At 51.5% G+C, this 21,262-nt stretch carries 20 protein-coding genes; 8 read left to right on the top strand and 12 right to left on the bottom strand.

Annotated features, from left to right (window positions below; genetic code table 11):
- Positions 1–3 precede the first annotated feature (3 nt).
- Genes D7X94_RS14975 through D7X94_RS14965 form a run of 3 tightly spaced genes read right to left on the bottom strand, consistent with a single transcriptional unit; the run spans position 4 to position 5,559 of the window.
- Positions 4–1,566, bottom strand: coding sequence for a type I restriction-modification system subunit M (locus tag D7X94_RS14975; protein WP_120428470.1), 1,563 nt, complete (start codon positions 1,564–1,566; stop codon positions 4–6).
- Positions 1,567–1,616: 50 nt separating this feature from the next.
- On the bottom strand, positions 1,617–2,507 hold the full coding sequence (locus tag D7X94_RS14970; protein WP_120428469.1) for a hypothetical protein: 891 nt from the start codon (positions 2,505–2,507) through the stop codon (positions 1,617–1,619).
- Positions 2,497–5,559, bottom strand: a complete 3,063-nt coding sequence (locus D7X94_RS14965; RefSeq protein WP_243111347.1) for an RNA dependent RNA polymerase — start codon at positions 5,557–5,559, stop codon at positions 2,497–2,499. The genes D7X94_RS14970 and D7X94_RS14965 overlap by 11 nt, the downstream gene beginning before the upstream one ends.
- 112 nt (positions 5,560–5,671) lie before the next feature.
- Here D7X94_RS14965 and D7X94_RS14960 point away from each other — a divergent pair, with 112 nt between their 5' ends.
- The 8 genes from D7X94_RS14960 to D7X94_RS14935 all read left to right on the top strand — a co-directional run bounded on the left by D7X94_RS14960 (position 5,672) and on the right by D7X94_RS14935 (position 10,848).
- Positions 5,672–6,472, top strand: coding sequence for an AAA family ATPase (locus tag D7X94_RS14960; protein ID WP_243111346.1), 801 nt, complete (start codon positions 5,672–5,674; stop codon positions 6,470–6,472).
- Between the two features lie 573 nt (positions 6,473–7,045).
- Positions 7,046–7,363, top strand: coding sequence for a plasmid mobilization protein (locus D7X94_RS14955; protein ID WP_120428468.1), 318 nt, complete (start codon positions 7,046–7,048; stop codon positions 7,361–7,363).
- On the top strand, positions 7,363–8,727 hold the full coding sequence (locus tag D7X94_RS14950; protein WP_120428467.1) for a relaxase/mobilization nuclease domain-containing protein: 1,365 nt from the start codon (positions 7,363–7,365) through the stop codon (positions 8,725–8,727). Before D7X94_RS14955 ends, D7X94_RS14950 begins: the two co-directional genes overlap by 1 nt.
- A gap of 16 nt (positions 8,728–8,743) precedes the next feature.
- Entirely contained in the window at positions 8,744–8,962 is a 219-nt protein-coding gene (locus D7X94_RS14945) for a helix-turn-helix domain-containing protein (RefSeq protein ID WP_120428466.1), read from the top strand.
- A 147-nt stretch (positions 8,963–9,109) separates the two neighbouring features.
- The gene (locus D7X94_RS19340) at positions 9,110–9,589 is read left to right on the top strand and encodes an N-terminal phage integrase SAM-like domain-containing protein (RefSeq protein WP_243111345.1); all 480 of its coding nucleotides are present in this window, start codon (positions 9,110–9,112) and stop codon (positions 9,587–9,589) included.
- Between the two features lie 15 nt (positions 9,590–9,604).
- Entirely contained in the window at positions 9,605–9,844 is a 240-nt protein-coding gene (locus D7X94_RS19335) for a hypothetical protein (protein ID WP_243111344.1), read from the top strand.
- A gap of 42 nt (positions 9,845–9,886) precedes the next feature.
- On the top strand, positions 9,887–10,309 hold the full coding sequence (locus D7X94_RS19330; RefSeq protein ID WP_243111343.1) for a tyrosine-type recombinase/integrase: 423 nt from the start codon (positions 9,887–9,889) through the stop codon (positions 10,307–10,309).
- A gap of 2 nt (positions 10,310–10,311) precedes the next feature.
- A complete protein-coding gene (locus D7X94_RS14935) occupies positions 10,312–10,848 on the top strand; it encodes a hypothetical protein (RefSeq protein ID WP_120428465.1) in 537 nt (178 codons plus the stop codon).
- 2 nt (positions 10,849–10,850) lie between these two features.
- Here the strand turns inward: D7X94_RS14935 and D7X94_RS19690 are convergent, their stop codons facing one another.
- The 9 genes from D7X94_RS19690 to D7X94_RS18575 all read right to left on the bottom strand — a co-directional run bounded on the left by D7X94_RS19690 (position 10,851) and on the right by D7X94_RS18575 (position 21,161).
- Positions 10,851–11,450, bottom strand: coding sequence for a DUF4268 domain-containing protein (locus D7X94_RS19690; RefSeq protein WP_330558229.1), 600 nt, complete (start codon positions 11,448–11,450; stop codon positions 10,851–10,853).
- Complete coding sequence (locus tag D7X94_RS14930; protein WP_330558228.1) at positions 11,384–13,381, bottom strand: DUF262 domain-containing protein; 1,998 nt, start codon at positions 13,379–13,381, stop codon at positions 11,384–11,386. Before D7X94_RS14930 ends, D7X94_RS19690 begins: the two co-directional genes overlap by 67 nt.
- Positions 13,382–13,698: 317 nt before the next feature.
- Positions 13,699–14,451: a metallophosphoesterase family protein gene (locus D7X94_RS14925; RefSeq protein WP_120428464.1), complete on the bottom strand. Its 753-nt coding sequence runs from the start codon at positions 14,449–14,451 to the stop codon at positions 13,699–13,701.
- Between the two features lie 23 nt (positions 14,452–14,474).
- Positions 14,475–16,115, bottom strand: coding sequence for a recombinase family protein (locus D7X94_RS14920; RefSeq protein WP_120428463.1), 1,641 nt, complete (start codon positions 16,113–16,115; stop codon positions 14,475–14,477).
- Positions 16,116–16,129: 14 nt separating this feature from the next.
- Positions 16,130–16,906 (bottom strand): recombinase family protein, encoded by a 777-nt coding sequence (locus D7X94_RS14915; RefSeq protein WP_120428462.1) that lies wholly within the window; start codon positions 16,904–16,906, stop codon positions 16,130–16,132.
- Positions 16,903–18,504: a recombinase family protein gene (locus D7X94_RS14910; RefSeq protein ID WP_120428461.1), complete on the bottom strand. Its 1,602-nt coding sequence runs from the start codon at positions 18,502–18,504 to the stop codon at positions 16,903–16,905. The genes D7X94_RS14915 and D7X94_RS14910 overlap by 4 nt, the downstream gene beginning before the upstream one ends.
- Entirely contained in the window at positions 18,437–19,363 is a 927-nt protein-coding gene (locus D7X94_RS14905; RefSeq protein ID WP_120428460.1) for a recombinase family protein, read from the bottom strand. Before D7X94_RS14905 ends, D7X94_RS14910 begins: the two co-directional genes overlap by 68 nt.
- Positions 19,360–20,913, bottom strand: coding sequence for a recombinase family protein (locus tag D7X94_RS14900; protein ID WP_158591049.1), 1,554 nt, complete (start codon positions 20,911–20,913; stop codon positions 19,360–19,362). The genes D7X94_RS14905 and D7X94_RS14900 overlap by 4 nt, the downstream gene beginning before the upstream one ends.
- A 98-nt stretch (positions 20,914–21,011) precedes the next feature.
- A complete protein-coding gene (locus tag D7X94_RS18575) occupies positions 21,012–21,161 on the bottom strand; it encodes a hypothetical protein (protein WP_158591048.1) in 150 nt (49 codons plus the stop codon).
- Between the last annotated feature and the right edge of the window lie 101 nt (positions 21,162–21,262).

Here is a 21,262-nt window from a genome sequence, read left to right as displayed (position 1 = left end):
ACTCTACACCTCTATCTCCCCAATAATCTTCGCAATCTCGTCCCGCAAGACCTGCTCCCTCGCCACAATCTCCTCAATCTCCGCATTAAGTTTCACAATATCGATCTTCTCCCGGGTGTCCTCCGCCTCCACATAGGTGGAAACAGACAGATTATACCCGCTCTCCACGATCTCGCCATACTCCGCCAGATGGGAGAAGTGCTTGATCTCCTCCCGCCCGGCGAACACGGACACAATGCGCTCTATGTTCTCTGTCGTCAGCCGATTGTTGTTGGTCACCTTGACGCACTCGCCGGAGGCGTCGATAAACAGGGTCTTATTGTCCGCCTTGTTCTTTTTCAGCACCATGATACAGGTAGCGATACTGGTTCCGAAAAACAGGTTGGCCGGAAGTTGAATCACGCAGTCGATAAAGTTGTTGTCCACAAGGTATTTGCGGATCTTCTGCTCCGCGCCGCCCCGATACATGATGCCGGGGAAGCAGACGATGGCCGCCGTGCCGCCTGTGGCAAGCCAGGACAGGGAGTGCATGATAAATGCCAGGTCAGCTTTCGACTTAGGGGCCAGCACCCCGGCGGGGGTAAAGCGGGGGTCGTTGATGAGAGTGGCGTCCTCGTCCCCCGCCCACTTGATGGAGTAGGGGGGATTGGAGACGATCAGCTCAAAGGGCTCGTCATCCCAGTGCTGGGGAGCGGTCAGGGTGTCCTCGCAGGCAATGCTGAACTTGTCGAAACTCACGTCGTGGAGGAACATATTGATGCGGCACAGGTTGTAGGTGGTAATATTGATCTCCTGCCCGAAGTAGCCGAACTGCACCCCGTCCTTGCCCAGCACCTTGGTAGCTTTCAGCAGCAGGGAACCGGAACCGCAGGCCGGGTCGTAAACCTTGTTGACCTTTGTTTTGCCCACTGTCCCCAGCCGGGTCAGCAGCTCCGACACATCGGAAGGCGTGAAAAACTCTCCCCCGCTCTTCCCGGCGTTGGAGGCGTACATGGTCATCAGAAATTCATAGGCGTCCCCAAAAGCATCGATGCTGTGTCCCTGGACTGCGCCCAGGTTCATGCCGCCGATGCCGCCCAGCAGTTTCGCCAGCTTTTCGTTCCGCTTGGCAACGGTGGCCCCCAGTTTATTGCTGTTCACATCAAAATCATCGAACAGCCCGGAGAAGCACTGCTCAGAGGAACTGCCCTTTGCGGAACCCTCGATATGGCGGAAAACTTTTTCCAGCGTTTCGTTCAAATTCTCGTCCTGGGGCGCTCTGGCCTGGACGTTGCAGAACAGCTCAGAGGGCAGCATGAAAAAGCCCTTTTCCTGCACCAGACCCTCACGGGCTTCTTCTGCCTCCGTGTCGGAGAGTTGGGCATAGTCAAAGCTGACGTTTCCAGCGGCAATCTCCCCAGCATTGATATATTCCGTCAGATTTTCCGAGATGTACCGGTAGAACATCGTGCCGAGTACGTAGCTCTTGAAGTCCCAGCCGTCCACGCTGCCCCGCAGCTCATCGGCAATGGCCCAGATGGCGCGGTGCAGCTCCTCACGTTCATGCTCTTTCTTTATGTCTGCCATGAATCCGGCTCCTTTTTACACAATAAAACTCCTGAAACCATTATAAAGTCTTATGAGAGTTTTTGCAACAAAAAATGGCGGATATCAGGGAGAATTGCCGGGCCGGGAGCAAATCTAGCCACTCCTATTCGTTCTTTTTCCCGCGCGATAATACTCTCAGGAATAGCAGGTAGCCACTTCTTGCTGAACATTGTACTGCCAAAATATGCGTCGAAATTTGTGACCGGCAACACGACCCACACAGAATCCTCTGGCTTATTTGCTATGTAATACGCCACTAAGGTGCGGATAACTTCTGCCGGTACTTTCTCAGGACGTAGTTCTTCAATTCTCTTGAGAACATCGTCCGGCAAATCAATCCTGTTGTCTCGCAGCGGCCCCAATTCCAAAGCATCAGCCAGCACATCATCAAATCGCAAAACCCATGCGCCATTTGTGCCCTGTGCGAAAATCGGCACTTGAAATTGCACAACCTTCTTTCGCCAGGCGGCATCAAATTCTTTATCAATGGCATCCGCTTTGCCATACGCTGCCTTGCTCACCTTATCAGGATTATTTTTTATAAACTGTACGATGTTGTGAACGTGGCGGCAGAACCAACCCACACTATTCTCGTCCACCAGTTTGGGAAACTCCCCATGCAGCTCCCTGAAATCGCTTTTGAACTGCCAGTCCTCTTTAGGGCTGGCTTTCTCTTTGTCTGGGACGCTGCACCACGCACAGAGCGCCCGACGGGTATAGTCAATTCTGTCTTGTGGATTTTCGCCTGCATCCGCAAACAGATACCCTCGGGCAAGAATCGTCATTACCCGGGCGAGGCCGTTGAAATCAAGAATCATGTCCATGGTGAAACGCCCCATATAAGTTGTATCGCGCTTGCTGTCCGCTTTATAAATCGGCTGTTCGGTATAAGCATGAAACTCTTCAATCTCATTCAGCATGAGGCTCCTCCTTGAGAACACTTTCTTCGATGTGGTCAATGAGCAATTCCCATAGCAAATTTCGCTTACCCAGCGCTACTACATACTGCACCGCCAACCTTGGCCGCACAACCCTATCCAACAGTTCTCTACATTTTGAGGCGACAACTTCCCTGTAATCATATCGCAAAGGTTGCTCGAGATAAGCGTTCATCATCTGATGAAAACTGTCCGAATCCGTATCACGCAGATATTTCTTCCTGTCCGTCGCCCGGTTCTCATCGTCAATATCACAAATCAAATCACCCAGAATGCGGTAACCACCATACCTGAAGTCCGCAAACAGCTCATGGTAATCCTCAAGTTCCGGCAGATAACTTTCCAGAAAATCAAATCGGGACTCACTGTCCATAAAATGCCATTTGCTATCTACAATGGCCGCACGAATCTCGGCAATCCTCTCCGCAGAAAAATCCTGGAAAGTCGCATATAGCTCGTCCGAATCGTAGGTATCCTCCTGCCCCCGACTGAACAAAATTCTCTCAATATCGTTCTTTCTCTGCTTGTTCTGAACGGGTACTCGGCAAGCGCGTATGCGGGATAAGCAAGCCTCGTAGTCGTTCAAAAGCTCTGACACAGAAGAAAGAATTTGGGTGTTAAGATTATCTTCCCAATCTGACTCCCGTGCGAAATCAAAGAGCTCGCTATCTTCTGCAGGTCTCGGTTTGATTCTAGGAGTGTTTTTCTTCAACTGGTACGCCAAATAAGGCAGCCGCTCCAAGTTGGAATCGACCTTGTTCCAATCTGTTTTCTCAAAGAACACCTTGCGCTTTTGCTGAAACGTAGGCTCGTACCATTTACCGCGAACTTCCGCTGATTCCAACAGCTTCTTGTACTGCAAAAAGAGACTGCGACTTACCACTTTCTTGTTCAGATACTTCGACAAATCCGGCTTAACGCCACTCTTGGCTGAGTCAATCTCAAGGCCAGTGAGGATAGCGAGGACCTCTGTTTCTTCCTTGCACCGCTGTCTCAACTCGGAATCGGAGTTTTCGTTATAGGCAATCACACTTCTATCCAGCGCGGCATTGGAAATCTGTCCGACCCGTGAGGAAAAGGTATTGCGTACCGTTTCAAACCGGGCATACCAGTCGTTAGCGTCACCAATCTGCGGCTCGACAGCGGGGATTTTCAAGAGAGGTATATTCCCATTGGTTTGCCTGTCAATACCGCCGGAATACTCCCGATAATTGCGTTTCACACAGGCATTCAGAATAGGATCGGAGATGGTCTTTATCATGTCACCATCAAAATCCGCACCGCCCAAGCGTTCTGCGGTCAATGTGTGGGAGTCCACCATCACCACGTCAATAAGATGGCCCAGATAGTGCTTGCGCATCTGTTCTATGTTGGCATAGCAACCCAACTGAAATTCCTCATTGCGAGCAATGTGCGGATTGCGAAGCAGGGTACATTCCTCGCCGTGTTCGTATGCAGCTTTAGGTGCATAGTACGAATTTTCTGCAAAACGATTGGTAAGAGCAACATTAAAAAATGTCTCTTGTGCACTGGCCTTCGGCGTCCCTGTCGGGAGAAGTAGCGTCAAAAGTTCAAGCAAATCGCCCGACAAATAGCGGTTATCTCCTGCAACAATAAGCTGTCCCAGCGCGTATTGCTTAAGAACCTGTTCCGCTTTTGAATCCAACTCTTTCGCATACACAGGCTCATTTATGAACAGAGAGTTCTTCTTCAAAACCCTTGCCATGTAGTATGCCTTGTTCTTTTTTGAGAACCATCTGCGCTCAAGCGCTGACAGAAAATATTGCTTGCGGAAATCGTCATCCGCGCAGTAATTATAATAAGCAAGCTCCGTTTCTTTTGTCAGCCAGTGACGCTCATCATTTGCGGGAGAATCCTTCCACCCCAGCGGCAAATCATTGGGACGAAACTCATCGGCAGTCATGGAAACCGTGTTCAAAAACTGGTAGTTCAGGGTGGTGAACCTCTCCGGCTTTTCCTTGCTGGTCTGCGTGATATAAAGCGCATGGCGGTACTTCCGAAACGCTTTCCAGTAATCGCTCCAAGCCATATCATTTTCGGTCAGCCAACCGAATCCCTTAAACATCGACTTTGTCAAAATAATATCAACGTCACGGACGTTATGTTTCACACCCCATATGTCGGTAATCGTTCGACAGGCGCCACTGTTCAGAAAATCTTTGAAGTCAACCTGATGGAGCATACCCTTGACATACGGCAGGCGAATCTGAAAGGACGTGTGGATATGCTTGCCGCAATACGCCTTGTCAACTTCCCTAGCGTAGTCTTTTGAAATCAGGCCCTCGCCGTCAAAACAGGTAACCGTAATCTTTTCCTTGTGCTCGACCCGATGATATTTGCGGACGTTCCCTATACTCCCATCGTCCTCAACCGTGATGACCGGCACGTTCTGCACAACGGCTTCTTCGTTATCTATCACGATAACCCTGTGCGGCCTGTCAATTTCTATCCCATCAATCCGAGTACCGCCAGACAGCATCAGCCCATTATAGGCATACAGCTTGCTCAACTGGCACGGCCCAATTTTCATATCCAGCATGATCCTCCGGCGCAGCGGCTCGAAAAAGTCTTCCCGGACGAAAGAAATCTGCGCCTTGCGGCTCATGCTGTTTGAGCGCTCGAAGGCAAAGTAACGGTGCGGTCCAGCACCAAAATCCAGCGTAATACCCTCGGGCTGGAACATACTCTCCGCTTTCTTCTGGTGAACGGCATGGCGGTTCAGCGCGGCGTTGCGGTCAAAGATGTTGCTGAAATCCACATAGCAGATTACGTCCGACAGGTTGCTGACCAATGTATCCACCGTTGGTATTTGATAGTTGTCTCCATGCAGGACGCACATAGCTTGAAAGAACAGCGCACAGTCTTGCTGCTCATGGAGCGAGGTTTGCACCTTGCATTTCTCCGTAGCCTTCGCGTTCAGCGCAAAGGTATAGCAACCCTCCGCGCCTTCCTGCGCGTGGGACATGAGAGCCGCTGCGGACATGGTAAAAATTCTGTACCTGACTTGTGCCACTGCCTTCACCTCTTCCACATTATACCAAAATTTCTTTCGGTTTGCAATATGAATACTGCTCCCACTTTTTCATGCTGGGAGCGTTTCTATTTTACTGAAAGGACTGGTGTATATGTTAAACCCAATCGAAAAACTTGTCGTCATCGATGGCGAAACCCTGCAGGACATGAGGTTCCAGCTGGGCAAATTCACAATCGACACGCTACTGCCCCAAGGTATTTCCATGCTCGGTGGCGCACCCAAGAACGGAAAATCCTGGATGGTGCTGGATTGGTGCGTGCGCGTTGCCAAGGGTGAGCCGGTGTGGAACCTGCCCGTCAAGCAAGGCTCGACCCTCTACCTCTGCCTGGAAGACCCGCTCCGCCGGGTGCAAGACCGGCTACTCCAGCTGACCGACGAGGTACCGCCCAACTCGTTCTTTGCAACCGCCGCCGAAAAGTTGGGGCAAGGTCTTAGCGAACAGATTCAAGAGTTCGTCCGGGAGCACCCAGACACCGTGCTGATTGCGATCGACACTTTCCAAATCGTTCGCTCTGGCGGACCGGACATCTCCTATGCCTCCGACTATTCCGAAGTGCGCGAACTGAAAAAGCTGGCTGACGAGCTGGCAATCTCCATCCTTCTTGTCCACCACCTACGCAAGCAAGGGGCCAGCGACCCGCTGAATAAGCTGTCCGGCACCACGGGTATCAGCGGCGCGATGGACGCTGTCTTTATTCTCGACCGAGGCCAGCGCAGCGAGGGCGCGGCAACTCTGGTATGCACCGGTCGAGACATTGAAACTCGAAAGCTGGATTTGCGTTTCTCAAAATCCGACTGCACTTGGGAGTTGGTGCAGGATAGTTTGGAGAATCGGGCGCTGGAAATGACGGAGGAACTGACAGCACTGGTTAAGTTTATCCGGTCGGCGTAGACATTTAGTGGCAGCAATACGCAGCTTGCCGATACGGTTGGCAAACTGGCTGGCAAGGAAATTGCGCCCAAATCCCTCAAGCAGATGATGAACCGCTGGCGCTATGCCTTGGAGGAAAAGGGGGTGTCTTTCCAAAGCCGCAAAAGTAATGGGCAGCGGCTGGTGCAAATCTTCTTTGCCTCTGCAAAGGACGCAAGTGGCGCAAGGGACGCAACTTCGAGCGGTGCCGAATTTACCGTCCCCTGCGACCCTGACAGTACCGAAACCCCTGTATTCTCTAGGGAAAACGCCCGCCCAGCATAATCCGCCGCCTGCGGCACTTGCGCCCCTGTGAGGCCACAGCAGGCTCGTGTGGGCGTTTTGCGGCGGTATCCAGATAGTTCTATACCAAGCCGCGAGAAGGCCGTTTTGGGGCATTTGTGGCCCAGTTTTGCGGCAAGGCGCGGAGGCCGGATTTCCCGGCAGGGGAGGCTCGTAAGGGCCTCCCGCTGGGGCAAGCAGAGCGCGTGGCTGTCCGCCCCGCACGTTAAGAACCGGGCAGCAGCCCGGACCCACTTCAGAAAGGAGAAAGGTATGCAAAACACCAGAAAGCGAGCGGAAACACTGACGATTCGCTTGACCAAAGCAGAAAAAGAGATGATTCAGAAGAAAGCAAAGAAAGCTCAACTCAGCATTACAGATTTTCTTGTTGCAACATCGTTGCGCACGGAAATTCACGTTGCCGAGGACGTCAAACCTCTGTTGATTGAGCTGAAAAGGATCGGCAACAACATCAATCAAATCACCATGAAAATCAATGCGGGAGCGTTTCACTCGGCCGACTTCACGGAAGTAATTCAGGGTCAACGAATGATTTTCGAGCAACTCCTTCGCATAGCGGGAGGTCGATGATGGCAACAATAAAATTCATTCCCGAGAGCAGGCAGTCGCTCAGCGCCATGAAAAGTGTGATTTCTTACTGCCTACAGGAGAAGAAAGTAGCGGACAATGCCACTGGCCAGCGCATGGTCAGCGGCATTTCCTGTGATGGTGAGAACTCTTTCACTGAATTTCTGATGACAAAACAGGCGTACCGCAAGACAAACGGCATCAACTTTTATCACTACGTCCAGTCGTTCTCACCCGACGAAAACATTACTCCGCAGGAGGTTCACGCCGTCGCCAGAGAGTTTGCGGAGCGGGCATGGCCAGGTCATGAGATTTTGGTGGCAACGCATTGCGACGCCGACCACCTGCACTCACACTTCGTTATCAACTCCGTTGGCTTTGAGAACGGTAAAAAGCTGCGGCAAAGCCCGAATACTCTGATTGAGTTGCGGGCTCTCAATGACGAAATATGCGCGGTGCATGGGTTGTCGGTGCTCCCGCCCTATGAGAAATCTGGTACGAAAATGTCCACGAGGGAGTACCGCGCCGCTCTGAAAGGCGAGAGTTGGAAGTTCAAACTGATGGCCGATATCTGCGCCGCCATGAACCGCAGTGGCAGCAAGCAGGACTTCATCTTTGAGATGGAGCGGTATGGCTACCAAGTGCGTTGGACGGACGAGCGCAAATATATCACGTTCACCTGCCCAAATAAGATGAAATGCAGAGATGTAAAATTGCACGATGACAAATTTTTGAAGGAGAATTTAGCTTATGAGTTACAATACAGAGAGGCCCACTATGGACGAGTTAGTCGCAAAAAACGCAAGCGCTATAAAGAATATGAATGGCCCGAGTATGCCGGTAATGGTGCCTATCCAGGAGAAAGATTGGGATACGATGGTGGATCTTCTGGAAAGCACAGTGAGTTTCCAGCCGAAATTGTACTCGCTGGTGAAACAGCAACTGACCGAGGAGCAGATGATTTCCAACCAGCTGGTGAAACAGATAAAGGATTCGACATTGCAGATGGAGAGCCTCGCGCAACAGGCTGGGAAGAATCTCGAAAAGAGTTTGAACGATTCCTTGGCAAAGGGGTCGCAGTTGGAGGCGGCTATCGTCAAGGCAGCAAATCGGAGGAGTTGGAAAACGTGGGCACTCATCATCGTAGTGTCGATACTTTCCTCAGTGCTGGGGGCAGCGCTGTCCGCTCTGCTGTGTATGCGCTGGCTGCTTTAAGCGAGGATGATGAAGACTCCGAGGAGCGCCGCAAACGCATTGAGGCTCAAGAAAACGGCGAGGCGCTGGGCACTTTACTCGGGCTGGCAGTGGGTGCAGTTTCTGAACTTGCTGAAGAAAACGAAGAGATACATGAACACCAAATTAAATAAACTAGGAGGTCTGTGAATGACAAAAATGGAATATAAGAAAACTCTGTCCAGCTACCCGGAGGCGTTGACCGCCTCTGAGGTGGCTGAAATTTTGCGCGTATGCACCAAGACCGTCTACAAATTGATTAGGCAAGGTGAAATTCCGGCAGTGAAAGTTGGGCGAGAGAACCGCGTTTCCAAAAGCGTTCTCATATCCTATTTGCGCAATAAGGATAAGGAAAGTCCGCCCCCCTAAATGTGTCTCTTCTGAAAACTCTGCGGAGTGCGGCATAGTTCATAAAGATCAAAAAAGTCTTTTGAACTTAATGAACTATTGGACTTCCGGCGGGTCCTGTGGTAGCGTGTGTGGTGCCGGGGAAACCGGCAGAAAGGAGGGGTCAGCATGACAGATAGAAATTCATTTGCGGCAAGCGTCCAAGCGAAAAAAGGACGGCTCTATGCAGTGATTCAGGTTAAGGAAAACGGCAAATCGAAAGCGGTCTGGAGGGCGCTTGGATTGCCCGAGGGTTCAGCAAAATCGAAGGTGCAAAAGGCTTACCGCGAGGTGGTAAGCAAGTTTGAAGATGAGTATGCCGAGAGTCTGGTGCGCAGGGAGAATCCTGCCGCTGGTTTCTCGGTTTTTGATTATCTCTGCTCTTACCTCAACAAGGCAAAATCGAGCATTCGGATTAACACTTATGAGAGTTATCAGGGAATGATCTACGGAAAAATCCGCCGGTGCTTTGAACCCAGAACAAAGCTGACTGTTGATAATTTACAGCCGAAAGATATCGAGGATTTTTACGATTCCCTATTCGCTGACGGCGTGACCGCAAACACTGTTATCCATTACCATGCCATTATGCGGCGGGCGTTCAGTTAGGCGTTCAAAGATGGTTTGATTGACACCAATCCCTTTGATCGAGTGGACAGGCCCAAGAAGAATAAGTTCCACGGCGAGAATTACTCCGAGGACGAGCTGAAAGCGCTGTTGGAGCTGACCAGATCCGACCCGATTTATCCGGCAATCTTGCTGGCGGGAGGGCTTGGCCTGCGCCAGAGTGAGGCTCTTGGCGTGAGATGGCCGAGGATAGACTGGGAGCAGAACACGGTGCTGCTGGACACAAAAATCGTTTAGTACGAGCGTAACGGTGAAAAAATCGTGGAGCCTGTGGAGGAAATGAAGAATAAATCCAGTCGGAGGACGTTGCCATTACCGGCTCCGGTTCGGGAAATGCTTGAAACGGAAAGGGAAAAACAGGAGATTTGCCGCAAGATGTTCGGGAAAAGTTACGATTTAAGGTTCATGGATTTTGTGTGCCTAGACCAGCTCGGCAGGCTGATTAGGCCGTCGTATGTGACACAGCATTTCAGCGACATCATCAAGAAGTATGGGCTGCGCAAAATTCGTTATCACGACCTTCGGCACACAATGGCTAGTATACTCATTAGCCACGATGTACCACTTATCAATGTTTCCAACTTCCTTGAGCATAGCGACATCAGCACTACGGCTAACATTTACGCCCATCTGGACAAAGCCAGCAAGCAGGTCAGCGCCGATGTTATCATGGGTATTTTCGATGATAAGAGAGAGGAGTAAAAATGTCGAAGTATCTCAGTGTAGATGCACTATATCGCTACCTGCATATCTCTAAGCGAAAGCTGAAGTATTTGCTGGAAAATGATTATATTCCGTGCATTGATACAGGGAAGAAAATACATCGGTTTCTGATAAAGGCAAGCGATGCGAAAGAGTTTAAGCGCAGAATGGACAGCGAGCCGGGATTTCTGTCGGAGCTATACGGCCAATTTAACTCGGGTATCTACAAGCCAAGGAAGAAATTGATTGAACCTACACCGGGGAATTGCGTGGCGTTTCAGAAGTTTTTGGCAGAGAGATGGGCTGATTATCCTGACGCTCTGCCCACAAAGCTTGCTGCTGAACTGATTGGCTGTGCTCCGCAAAGGGTGGGGGATTGGATGCGGAAGGGGGTAATCAGCAGCGTTAGTGTTGGCGGGATACGGTACTGTAGTAAGATGGAGTTTATTGCTTACTGCGCTTCGCCGGAGATGTTGAAAAGACCAGGAGCGGCAAGATATCGGGAACTGATATTAGCGTTTCTGCGTGTGGTTTATTAACTTCATGTATGCAATAGGTACGGCACGATAACATCAAAAAACTTTTTGCTCCAATCCGCATGGAATCGTGCCATCTGCAACCAATCCACCTCATGCTCAATGCTTACATTATCCAGCTTGTGGTATACTTTCGACGACTTGATATCGTCGCCGCGGTTCCACTGAAGTGATATTCCGAGCGCAGATTCAATATCACTCTTATGCGTTATCAAAGCATCAAATGCCTGCTTATTAACCTCTCGGTTTGAATTACTGAATACCACTTCAACTCGCGCAGAATCATAATTAGCAATGCAGCATAAACTAAAGCCATTGACACCAAAGAAACCATTTATCCAGTTTGCACTGGTTGGATTGACATTGCTAAACGAGCCGTTCTCTCCATGGGTTTCTCTAATGATTGGAAGCGCATAGGCCCAGTATTGTTTTCTAAGCGCATAGCGAGGATTATTCTCGTCCTCCAGCCCTTCGCCCTCATCACGCAGATAGAATACCAGGTCGGCAGGATCTACGTCATACAGCTTGAACACGCGGTTCAGAACAGAGAGCTTGCTTTGTGTGCTTGTATTCGTAAATACAAATATGCCGTCGCCGATCTCCACTGATTTTGTAAATTCATTTTCACTCGTGGCAAGTGATAAGCGATGTTTTCGTCCGAAGACGCCCTCAGTCTTGCAAGGACAGACTTGTCCTCCGCATGTAAAATTTGCAGTACCTTTTGGAACATTTCCACCCAGCTTGCTACCGGCTGATCAAGCTTTTTGTAACTGAACCGGGAGATAGTCCGGCCGCTGGGAATCTCGTCATCCTCAAGTGTATAGGTATCCATCTGCTTTTCCTTGGGCTTAAAATCCGTCTCCGGCATAGCCCATATCTCAAGAGCCCGCCCCCGCAGGAACTGACTGCGCTCCTCCAATTCTGTCAGCGTCCATTTTTCTTTCCTGCCGATATATGTATTCATGCGGATACCGCTGTCAATAAAGCCGTTTTTCATATCCCTTTTCCCCAGGAAGGAGCTGTTGCTATAGCTGGAATTATAGGCGGTCAGCGTCAGATTAGCGATTCTATGCAGCCACTGCTCGTGGATCTGTTCATAGTCCTCGCCAAGCTCCTTGATCCATGCGGGCGTGAGGTGCTGCGGCATAATATGCTCGATGGAGTAGGTTCCATCATCACAATGGGAATAGATGTCCTTATCCTCATTTGTGCCATAGTTTTCCAGGCGTTCCATAATGTAAATTTTATTTTTGCCTGTCATTTGGTATATCTGCCGCTCTGTAAAAGCAACGCCAAATTCATTGTCATCAGGGAAGCGGGCCCGATCCTTTTTTGACAAAAGTGCGTACTTGAATTTCTCCACATAGTTATTCTCCGTGCCGTCATAGCGGATGATCTCGCGATGGAGCATGAGAAATATTTTATTGAGGGCATTAGTGGGCAGATCGCAAATACTGCGCCGGAAAAGGTACTTTTCTGTTGCCAAAAATACTTCCGCAACCTCATCAAGATTCATGTTCCCTTCGTCATACACTCGAAGGACTTCCAAGAAAAACGGCCTGGTGACCGTTGTTTCCAAACGGTTCAGACGGCTGATGCAAGCATTCAAAGCCTTGCTTGCGGTGCCGCCTTTCAACAGGACCTGATACCGCTGGGCATACCCGAGAAGCTCTTTGAGTAAAGGCTCCATCTCCATCTTGCCCAACTCCACATACTCTTTGAAATTCACATAGACGCGCTTCTGTGAGGGAATGGACTGCTGTTTTAAGCTGAGATAGTCCCGGATAAAGGAGCTGGCGTCATAGCCGGTGCACTCCTCAATACGGTTCCAGTATTTTTCATAATAGACTTCCTGTTCCTTGGGGGGCAGACCCATCAGGATAAAGTTGCGGATTTTATCGCCTTCGTCCAAATCAAGTCCGGTAGAGTTGAGGCTTTCAAAAATGAGCTGGGGGTTGTCCTCGTTGTTCAGCCGGATGTCAATGACCTCCAGCCTGCAAATCGCGTCAAAAAGCTCGTCGATGGTTATCTCCTGTTTCTGGATGCGGTCATAGAAATAGCTGTAGTTTGCGGTCAGGTTGGAGTCCTTAATGTGCTCCTTTTTGTCCTCAAACAGCTTTCCCAGCGCACGTTGGTCATTCTTGACAGGCTTGAGCTTGATGCGCGTCTCCTCCGGCTGGAACTTGTCTACAAGATACCCCTCATAGATTTCTTGGGTCAAAGAGGGTGTGGCTGGAATGATCACGCCCTCCTTTGTTAAATTGTACATTGCAAGGAGCAGGAGGGACACGGTAGTAAGCCGCTGCTGTCCATCGATCACAAGAAACTCGGTATAGCGGCCCTCCGGATTAAAGACCGACACGATGCTTCCGAAGAAGTGGCTTTTTCGCCCATTCCGAATTATTTTCAGCAGGTCGTCAAAAAGCTGTTTGCAGTTTTCCGTTTTCCAGTTATAGTTCCGCTGGTAGACCGGGATGACAAAGCGCTTTTTAGCCCCTTCCATATATTCTATCAGCCTGGATTCCGAACCTCTCACAATGACTCCTCCTTCTATGTTTCTATCGTGCAAAAGTCAAACTCGTTTTCCATCTCCGGACTGTTATGGAAAAGAGCCGCAAAGTTTCCCTTGCAGCTCTCTTACGCGGTACGAACCGCCTTGTCTCTCGTTGACAAAAAAGATGCACCGCCGAACCTGTTGTTCCGCAACGGTTTCCAGATTTTTAGAACGTCTTTCGCAAAAAACGGCAATTAAATTTTCTTGCCTCAATTATAGCATGATCCCATGTCTCTGTAAAGAAAAATTGAAAGCGGATAGAAGCACCCCGGACATATCCGAGACATTTCTATCCGCTCTCACTCTTTCAATCTGATGATCTGCTCGTACAGCAGGACATATTTTTCCCGTATGACCCGGTTAGTGTGGTAGTGCCCAAAAAAGTGATATTTGAACCGGCAACGCTGGGCTACTTCCTCCAGGAAATCAGTCAGGGCATCGGCTCTGTAAAAACCGCCGCTCAGTTCATCCTGCACCGAGGTGGGACAGCAGTGACTGATGATGTAGTCCACCGCCCAGCCCGCTCTGTCCAGGTTGGCCCTGGCGGTCTGGTACTCCTCCTCGCTGGGCAGCTCCTCCTTCCACCAGGAGCGGTGGTTCACCCGGTACATCGCCCCGCAGGCGTCCAGCCTCCGGCATTTCTTTTTGAACAGCGGATCGTCCAGCTCCAGGATGCCATCCTGGATGTCGTGGCGGCTGGCCCCGCCCATGGTGAAGAAGGTTCTGTCCTGGATGTCATAGATTTGGCCCCGCATCAGGTGGATCACCGAGGGACGGATACGCTGTACCTTGCCGCCGTGCCAGTCCTCAACCGTGAACTCCGCCAGCATATCGAAGTTCTCATGGTTGCCGGAGACGAACAGGGTGGTAAAGGACTTCGCCTCCAGCCAGTCCAGCCAGTGGCGTTCCTCCGCGTTGCCGTCCCAGACGCCGCCGAAGTCGCCGGCGATCATGACGCAGTCATCCTTGGTCAGTTCCGCCTGCTCATAGAAAATTTTCTTCTTGAAGCGGGTAAAATCCCCGTGAGTATCGCCTGTTATGAAAATTGCCATGCCATATTCCTCCATGCGCTATTTTAGCACAGTTTCCCATCGATCACAACGTCTGTGTCCCTGATCTTGACCTGGATGGTTTCGGTGTCCACCACGGTGATCCGCTCCACAAACCTGCGGGTGAGGGTATCATTGTACTCCGTGAAGCACATAGGCTGCTGGTCCAGCCATTCCTCCATCTCCTGCTGCCTGGAGGCTTGGGCAGCCTGCCGCTCCTCATCCTGCTGGCAGGCCGCGATCTGGTCCAGGACTCTCTGCTTCTCAGCCGTCACCGTTTCAAGCTGGACGTTCAGTTCCGAGTCATCTTTGCTTTCCAGGATCTTGTCCACCAGGGCCGCTTGTTCTACAGTGAGGGTATCCAGTCTCTGCCGCAGCTCCAGGAGACTCATGCCGCCGTCCTCGCCGCCGCACCGGGCCAGCTCCGCCAGTTCCAGGACATCGGCCTTGACTTCCGCCCGGATGGCGCCGTACTCGTTCAGCGCGGCCACGATGGCCCGATGGAGCCTGTCCTCGTCCAGCGTGGGGGAGCTGTGGCAGTATTTCGTCCCGAACTCCAGCCGGGAGACGCACCGCCAGACGATCCGCTTCTTCCCGTTTCTGGCCCAGGTGCATCGCTTATAAGGCGTTCCGCACTCCCCGCACACCAGCAGCTCAGACAGAGCATATTTGGCGGAGTATTTGCCCTGCTCGGTTTTGGCGGTTTTCTGCATCACCTTCCGCTTGCTGGCCCTGCGGGCCATCTCCTCCTTCACCCGGTAGTAGATATCCCTGGGGATGATGGCGGGGTGATGGTCCCTGCTGTAATACATGGGCAGTTCGCCGTTGTTTTTCACCGTCTTTTTGTTGCCGATGGGGCCGGTGGTGTAGGTCTTTTGCCGCAGGCCGTCACCGATGTACTTCTCGCTGGTCAGGATGTTCTGAATCACCTGCCGTGACCAGCCCTGGATGCCTGCCGCCGTGGGGATGTTGTTCTCGACCAATTCCCTCTGGATATCGCCCAGGCTGCGGCCCTCCAGGTAGCGGGTATAGATCAGCCGCACCGTCTCGGCCTCCTCCGGGTCGATCTCCGGTTTGCCGTCCGGCCCTCTGCGGTAGCCCAGCGTCCTGCTGTACTGGAAAGGGATATTGCCCTCTTTCATGCTCTGACGTATCCCAGGGATGATGTTCAAACTCATGGACTCGCTCTCCGCCTGGGAGAAGCTGCTGAACAGGGTGATCAGAAACTCGCTGGACTCCGTTAAGGTATTGATGTTTTCTTTTTCAAAGATCACGGCAATGCCCCTGGCCTTGAGGGTGCGGATTACCTTGAGGCAGTCCACCGTGTTCCGGGCGAACCGGGAGGCGGACTTGGTGAGGATCATGTCGATGCGGCCCCGCTTGCAGGCGGCGATCATGCGGTTGAACTCCGTCCGCTTTTTCACGCTGGTGCCGCTCAGACCTTCATCAGCGAAGATCCCGGCCATCTCCCAATCGGGATTTTCCTCAATCTTCTGCGTGTAGTAGTTCTGCTGGGCGGCGTAGCTGTTGAGCTGCTCCTCGCTGTCGGTGGACACCCGGCAGTAAGCGGCGACACGCTGTCTGCCGCTGTGCCTAGGGCCGCTGGCGGGGGCGGGCTTGGTGGCGGGGATGACGCGCACCCTGCGCTCCAATACTGCCTGTTCCATGATGACCTCCTTGCCTATTTGAAGTGGACTGTTATGGTTCCATCTGCGATTGTGATATGAGAAACCGCCTGACCGAAGCGTTTGAGATCCGCTTCGGCTGGGCGGCTGAAAGGTTCAGATTCAGTTGGGGCCGGGCAGCAGTCGTACCGTGCGGAGGCCCCCTGCAAGATCAGGGACACGATGTCCTCCGGCTTGTCGGGATGCTCCAGCCCCCGGTCGATGGCGTTGGTCAGGCGGATCACCTCGCCGGACGGGGCGTAGGGCTGTTCAGCGGGACAGTCATGCTCTGCCATCTGGCGAGACACCTCGTTCATCAGCTCCATGTCGGAGATCGTGACCAGAGCGCCGCAGCGGATACATTTGAGGTACAAGGTATCTGGCCTGCGGTTCTTTCCGGCCAGCCGGTGCAGGTTCCCCTCACAGCAGGCGCAGCGCAGGTATGGCTTCAGGCGGAGGGCCGGGCGATCCTTGGGCGGCGCGTAGCCAGCCGTTTTTCCCTGGATCATTCTCTGGACAGCTTGGAATGTCTCGGCGTTAATGATGGCGGGATATCCTTTTAGGCCAGTGTGGCGGGGATTCTCCAGCAGACGTTTCACTTTATGCTTGTTCCAGAGCGGCGCTTCCGCGCTGAACGGGATACCGTCACCGTTGAGTGTTTCCGCAATGCCCTGATAGGAACCTCCAGCGATATACATCGTTGCGATCCTCTGGACTGTTTCCGCCTCCTGGGGGACAATGGCCAGCTCACCGTTTTCGATGTGGTAGCCATACAAGTTCTTTCGGTTGATCATCTGCCCACCTCCCGGAGCTGCTTCGTCAGTTCGATGCCGCCGTAGAGGCGGAAGCGGATGCGGGTCTGGGACTCCGCTGTGATCTTCTCCACCAGATCGGCGAACAGGGCTTCATCGAAGCTGTCCAGCCGTTCCGGGCCGCTGTGAATGATATCCGCCGTCTGGCGCAGGGTGTCCATGACTTCCTCGATATCCTCGTTTTTCAGCAGACGACGGCGTTCCCGCCGAAGCTCCGCCAGCTTGGCCTCGATTTCCAGCAGCTTGGCCGCACAGGCATCCGCGTCCAGCAGGCCCCGGCTTCGGAGCGCGCTGACCTTGTAGCTCTGCTCAGAGGCGGTGGCGATAGCCCGGTTCACCTCCAGCATGGCGGGATTGTCCCGCTGGAGGGCATCGTTCAGATCGTGAAGCTGGGCGAGGGCGGGTTTCAGGATAATGCCCTCATGAAGTTTGAGTTTGTTGTACATCCGCACGAAGGCGGTGTAAATTTCCGTTTCCGGTATCCGGCCCATCGGACAATGTGAGGCATTCTTATCATGTTTTCGGCAGACCCAGACCACAAGGCCGCTCCGCCCCTCCCTGCGGGCGAACGGAGTTCCGCATTTTCCGCAAAGTATTTTCAGGGTCATCGGATAGGCGTGAGCAATTGCTTTCTGTCGGCAGGATTTTCGTTTGAACAATTCCTGCACCCTATCAAATACCTCTTTTGAAATAATTGCAGGGTGCGTGTTCTCTGTGTAAAATTGATCCCGATCGCCTTTGTTGCGCTTTTTGACAAATGGAAAGGCAGAGGCGAAGGTCTTTTGAGCAAGCGCATCGCCAATATATTTTTCATTTTGCAGGATCGAGCATACCGTGGAACGGTGCCATTTTCCTTGGCCGCCAGGGGTGGGAACGTCCATATTATCCAGCATTTCCACGATTCCTCTCATGCTGTCCCCGGCCAGGAATCGCTCATAAATCATCTTGACGGTCTTCGCTTCTTCGGGGTCAATTTCGGGCTTGCCATCTTCGCCCCTGCGGTAGCCGAGGAAGTTCTTGTAGTGGAAGGGAACCTTGCCCTCTTTCGCACTTTGATTTTTGCCCCATATGACGTTGGCGCTGATATTCTCAGATTCGCTTTGAGCGATGGAACCGTAAATCGTGATATAAAACTCTGCCCCCGGCTGTGTGCTGTGGATGTTCTGCTCCTCGAAGAAGATGTCCACGCCAATCTCCTTCAGCATTCGCACATATTTTAGCACGTCAGCGGTATTCCGTGCAAACCGGCTGATGGACTTCGTAATAATCATGTCGATTTTACCACGCCGACATTGCTTTATCATCTTGTTGAACTCATCGCGCTTTTTTGTGCTGGTACCCGAAAGTCCCCTATCCGCAAAGATGCCCACAAAGGCCCATTTCGGCTCGCTTCTGATCTTCTCGGTGTAGTACCTTACCTGCACGTCATAGCTGTTTAACTGCTCCTCCTGGGCCGTGGAAACGCGGCAGTAAGCGGCTACCCGGAGTTGCCGATGAGCCTGCTTGATTTCTTCAGCTATGTTGATTTTCGCGGGTATCTTCCGCACTACTTTTTGCGGAATAGTTGCTGTTGGTTGCATATTCATCGTCCTTTCCGACCATCTGGTCATTTATCAATTTTATGCTCACGGCGCCATCTTTTCCAAGGTGGACGGCTTGAACCATTCTCTTGAAAAGTGCCAGAGAAAAAGTTGAAAGCGGCTCTGCATCGGCAAGAGTCGCTTTTAATCTGTGGGCTATATATGGAGCGGAATCAATGTCCGCATATTTCATTGAAACACATTTCAGCATTTTCTTTCGCAAGGCAGTTTTATCATAATCGAGCGTGTCAAATGTCCTGGCAATCTCATTTTCAGCTTTTAAAGTCTGCACACTCATGGATTTGTCCACAAGCGAAATTTGTACCAAGCCAGGATTGACAATCGCCCGGTTCAGCAGTACAGTAATATCATCCAGCAGGTCGCTATCAGCCTTGTGAATTATTGTGCGGCAGTCCACATTTGAACATATCCATCGTTGCTGGCACTTCTTGAACCGGCTGTCATGCCGTCGAACCATCTCGCCGCCACAAGTGGGGCAGACTATTGGTACATCTATATGGAAAATCTCATGGTTGCGGTCGGTGCTATGCTGAGTATTCTTTTGGGCTTTCATATCAATCATAGTGCGATGCGTTTCCTTGTCAATAGTTGCCGGAAAATCACCCTTGCCAGTATACCGTTCATCTTCTATCAGCCGCATAATCCGGGATTTATTCCAGCCGGTAACGCCAGTTTGATACTCAATATTTTCATCGTTCAGGCGGTTGGCAATTTCCAACAGGGAGTAGCCGTTTTGATACTCACTAAAAATGCGATTCAGCACAGCAGCCTCTTGCGGATGGGTAGTTATCAGTCCGTTTTGATACTGATACCCGAACGGAACATTCCTCTTTTTCATGCTGTGCGACACCTCGCATTCTCAGGAATTTGCTCCGTGAAGGCCAGCCCACCGACAAGATGGAAAGTCAGCCGCGCATTGTCTACAACTGTGATGCTTTGGATAATTTCATCGAATAACGCTTGGCTAAATGGTGTACCCGGCACATATGCTGCCAGGGTATCATCCAGTGATTTCAGCGTGTATATCAGCTCATCGTCCTCATCCTCTGCCCGTGCCTTTTTGCGGTCGAGCCGCAAGTCATTGATTTTATTGCTGATGACCGAAGACTGAGCGGCGAAGTCAGTGGCATTCAGAACGCCGTTGGTGTGGAGCCGCGCCACCACCAGATTCTGCGCGCTCAAATCAGCTATCTGCTTATCGATTTGGCGTATCTTCTCCTGACTCTCACCTCCATGATTCTGTATCATCTCCAGTTGACGGATAAGTGTCCCCAGCAGGTTTTGCCGATGGAAGGACAACTTATCCACCATCAGGCAGAAGGTATCATACACAGCAGTTTCCCGCACACGCCTGCTCTGGCAATCTGTTGCACCGGCAGCCTTGCCGCTGCATAGCCAGTAGGCGGTGCCGTTCAGGAGCAGCCTGCGAAATGACCTGCCGCACTCGGGGCAGCGAAGGACACCAGTTAGGAGATGCACACTCTCACGCTTATGGCTAACATTCCGGGATTTTTGCAATTCCTGCGCCGCCATATAGATTTCTTTGCTGACGATGGGTGGATTGCTGTTCTCCACATAATACTGCGGCATTTCGCCACGATTTTTCTTCTTTTTGAAGGGTAGGGTATCTGTAGTAAACTTCTTTTGCAGAAGTGCATCGCCCATATAACGCTCGTTGTTGATCACATAATTTATGGTGTTGTGATACCATTTCTTCTGTGCATATCTGCGGGGAACACCCTCGGCATTGAGAATGTTGGCGATATTCTGTTTGCCAATCCCTTGCAGATAAAGGTCAAAAATGCGGCGGATAATTTTGGCTTCATCCTCCTTGACCACAAGCTGCCCATCGACCAAATCGTACCCATAAGCCGGGGCGCAGCAGTTGAACTCCCCGGACTCCATGCGCATCTGATAGCTCCTGCGAAGGTGGTCGGAGATATTTACGCTCTCCTGCTGGGCGGCCATGCCGGGGAAAGTCACCAGCATTTCCATATTCATCTTCTCGCTGTCGATGCCCTGTTCTTCAAAATAAATGCTCACGCCCAACTCTTTGAAAGTGCGCAAGGCTACAAGTAGTTCCTGCGTGTTCCGCGCAAACCGGGATACGGATTTGGTAATAACACGGTCTATCTTGCCCAGCTTACAGTCACGAATGAGCCGGTTCTGCTCGTCACGCTTTTTCATGTCCATGCCGCTCAATCCCTCGTCGGCATACACATCCACCAGCTTGTATTGCGGGTTTTTGCGCTCATAATCCTTGTAGTAGCGAATCTGAGCGGCAAAAGAGTGCAACTGGTCAGCAGATTTGCTGGACACCCGGCAGTAGGCGGCAAGCCGGATAACTTCGGGCTTTTGCGGTTCCCGGCTGATGTCGGTTACAGTCATTTGCACCATTCCTTTCTGTGAAAATTTCGCCTTTCGGCACCACCAACAATACCACAAGAGTTCACATACATCCAGCGCAAACCGCCAGAGTTTTCACTTCAGACATATATTTGTTCGGCTCCGTAGTGGGCGGCGCTGATCTTCAAAACGCGCTCATATTCCTCCTGCGTGATGAGCTGCATTTTCAGCAGTAGCCGGAGCATATTCACGCTATAAACGAAAGCTGAATTGTTTATATCCATACTCACAACAACCCTTCCTACAATAGTAAATAACGGTGAAAGGCGCGGCAGCCAACCGTGCCTTTTGCTGTCTCAAAGCTGAAACTGTAGAATGAGGGAGAAAAAGG

It is taken from the genome of Acutalibacter sp. 1XD8-33, assembly GCF_003612555.1.
In the GTDB taxonomy this organism is placed as follows: Bacteria; Bacillota; Clostridia; order Oscillospirales; family Acutalibacteraceae; genus Acutalibacter.
This window is presented reverse-complemented; position numbering and strand designations above follow the sequence as displayed.

What these genes read in the sequence shown, in the direction of transcription:
- D7X94_RS14975 (WP_120428470.1), bottom strand. Translation starts at nt 1,566, where the DNA reads ATGGCAGACATAAAGAAAGAGCATGAACGTGAGGAGCTGCACCGCGCC.
- D7X94_RS14970 (WP_120428469.1), bottom strand. Translation starts at nt 2,507, where the DNA reads ATGCTGAATGAGATTGAAGAGTTTCATGCTTATACCGAACAGCCGATT.
- D7X94_RS14960 (WP_243111346.1), top strand. Translation starts at nt 5,672, where the DNA reads ATGTTAAACCCAATCGAAAAACTTGTCGTCATCGATGGCGAAACCCTG.
- D7X94_RS14955 (WP_120428468.1), top strand. Translation starts at nt 7,046, where the DNA reads ATGCAAAACACCAGAAAGCGAGCGGAAACACTGACGATTCGCTTGACC.
- D7X94_RS14950 (WP_120428467.1), top strand. Translation starts at nt 7,363, where the DNA reads ATGGCAACAATAAAATTCATTCCCGAGAGCAGGCAGTCGCTCAGCGCC.
- D7X94_RS14945 (WP_120428466.1), top strand. Translation starts at nt 8,744, where the DNA reads ATGACAAAAATGGAATATAAGAAAACTCTGTCCAGCTACCCGGAGGCG.
- D7X94_RS19340 (WP_243111345.1), top strand. Translation starts at nt 9,110, where the DNA reads ATGACAGATAGAAATTCATTTGCGGCAAGCGTCCAAGCGAAAAAAGGA.
- D7X94_RS19330 (WP_243111343.1), top strand. Translation starts at nt 9,887, where the DNA reads ATGAAGAATAAATCCAGTCGGAGGACGTTGCCATTACCGGCTCCGGTT.
- D7X94_RS14935 (WP_120428465.1), top strand. Translation starts at nt 10,312, where the DNA reads ATGTCGAAGTATCTCAGTGTAGATGCACTATATCGCTACCTGCATATC.
- D7X94_RS14925 (WP_120428464.1), bottom strand. Translation starts at nt 14,451, where the DNA reads ATGGCAATTTTCATAACAGGCGATACTCACGGGGATTTTACCCGCTTC.
- D7X94_RS14920 (WP_120428463.1), bottom strand. Translation starts at nt 16,115, where the DNA reads ATGGAACAGGCAGTATTGGAGCGCAGGGTGCGCGTCATCCCCGCCACC.
- D7X94_RS14915 (WP_120428462.1), bottom strand. Translation starts at nt 16,906, where the DNA reads ATGATCAACCGAAAGAACTTGTATGGCTACCACATCGAAAACGGTGAG.
- D7X94_RS14910 (WP_120428461.1), bottom strand. Translation starts at nt 18,504, where the DNA reads ATGCAACCAACAGCAACTATTCCGCAAAAAGTAGTGCGGAAGATACCC.
- D7X94_RS14905 (WP_120428460.1), bottom strand. Translation starts at nt 19,363, where the DNA reads ATGAAAAAGAGGAATGTTCCGTTCGGGTATCAGTATCAAAACGGACTG.
- D7X94_RS14900 (WP_158591049.1), bottom strand. Translation starts at nt 20,913, where the DNA reads ATGACTGTAACCGACATCAGCCGGGAACCGCAAAAGCCCGAAGTTATC.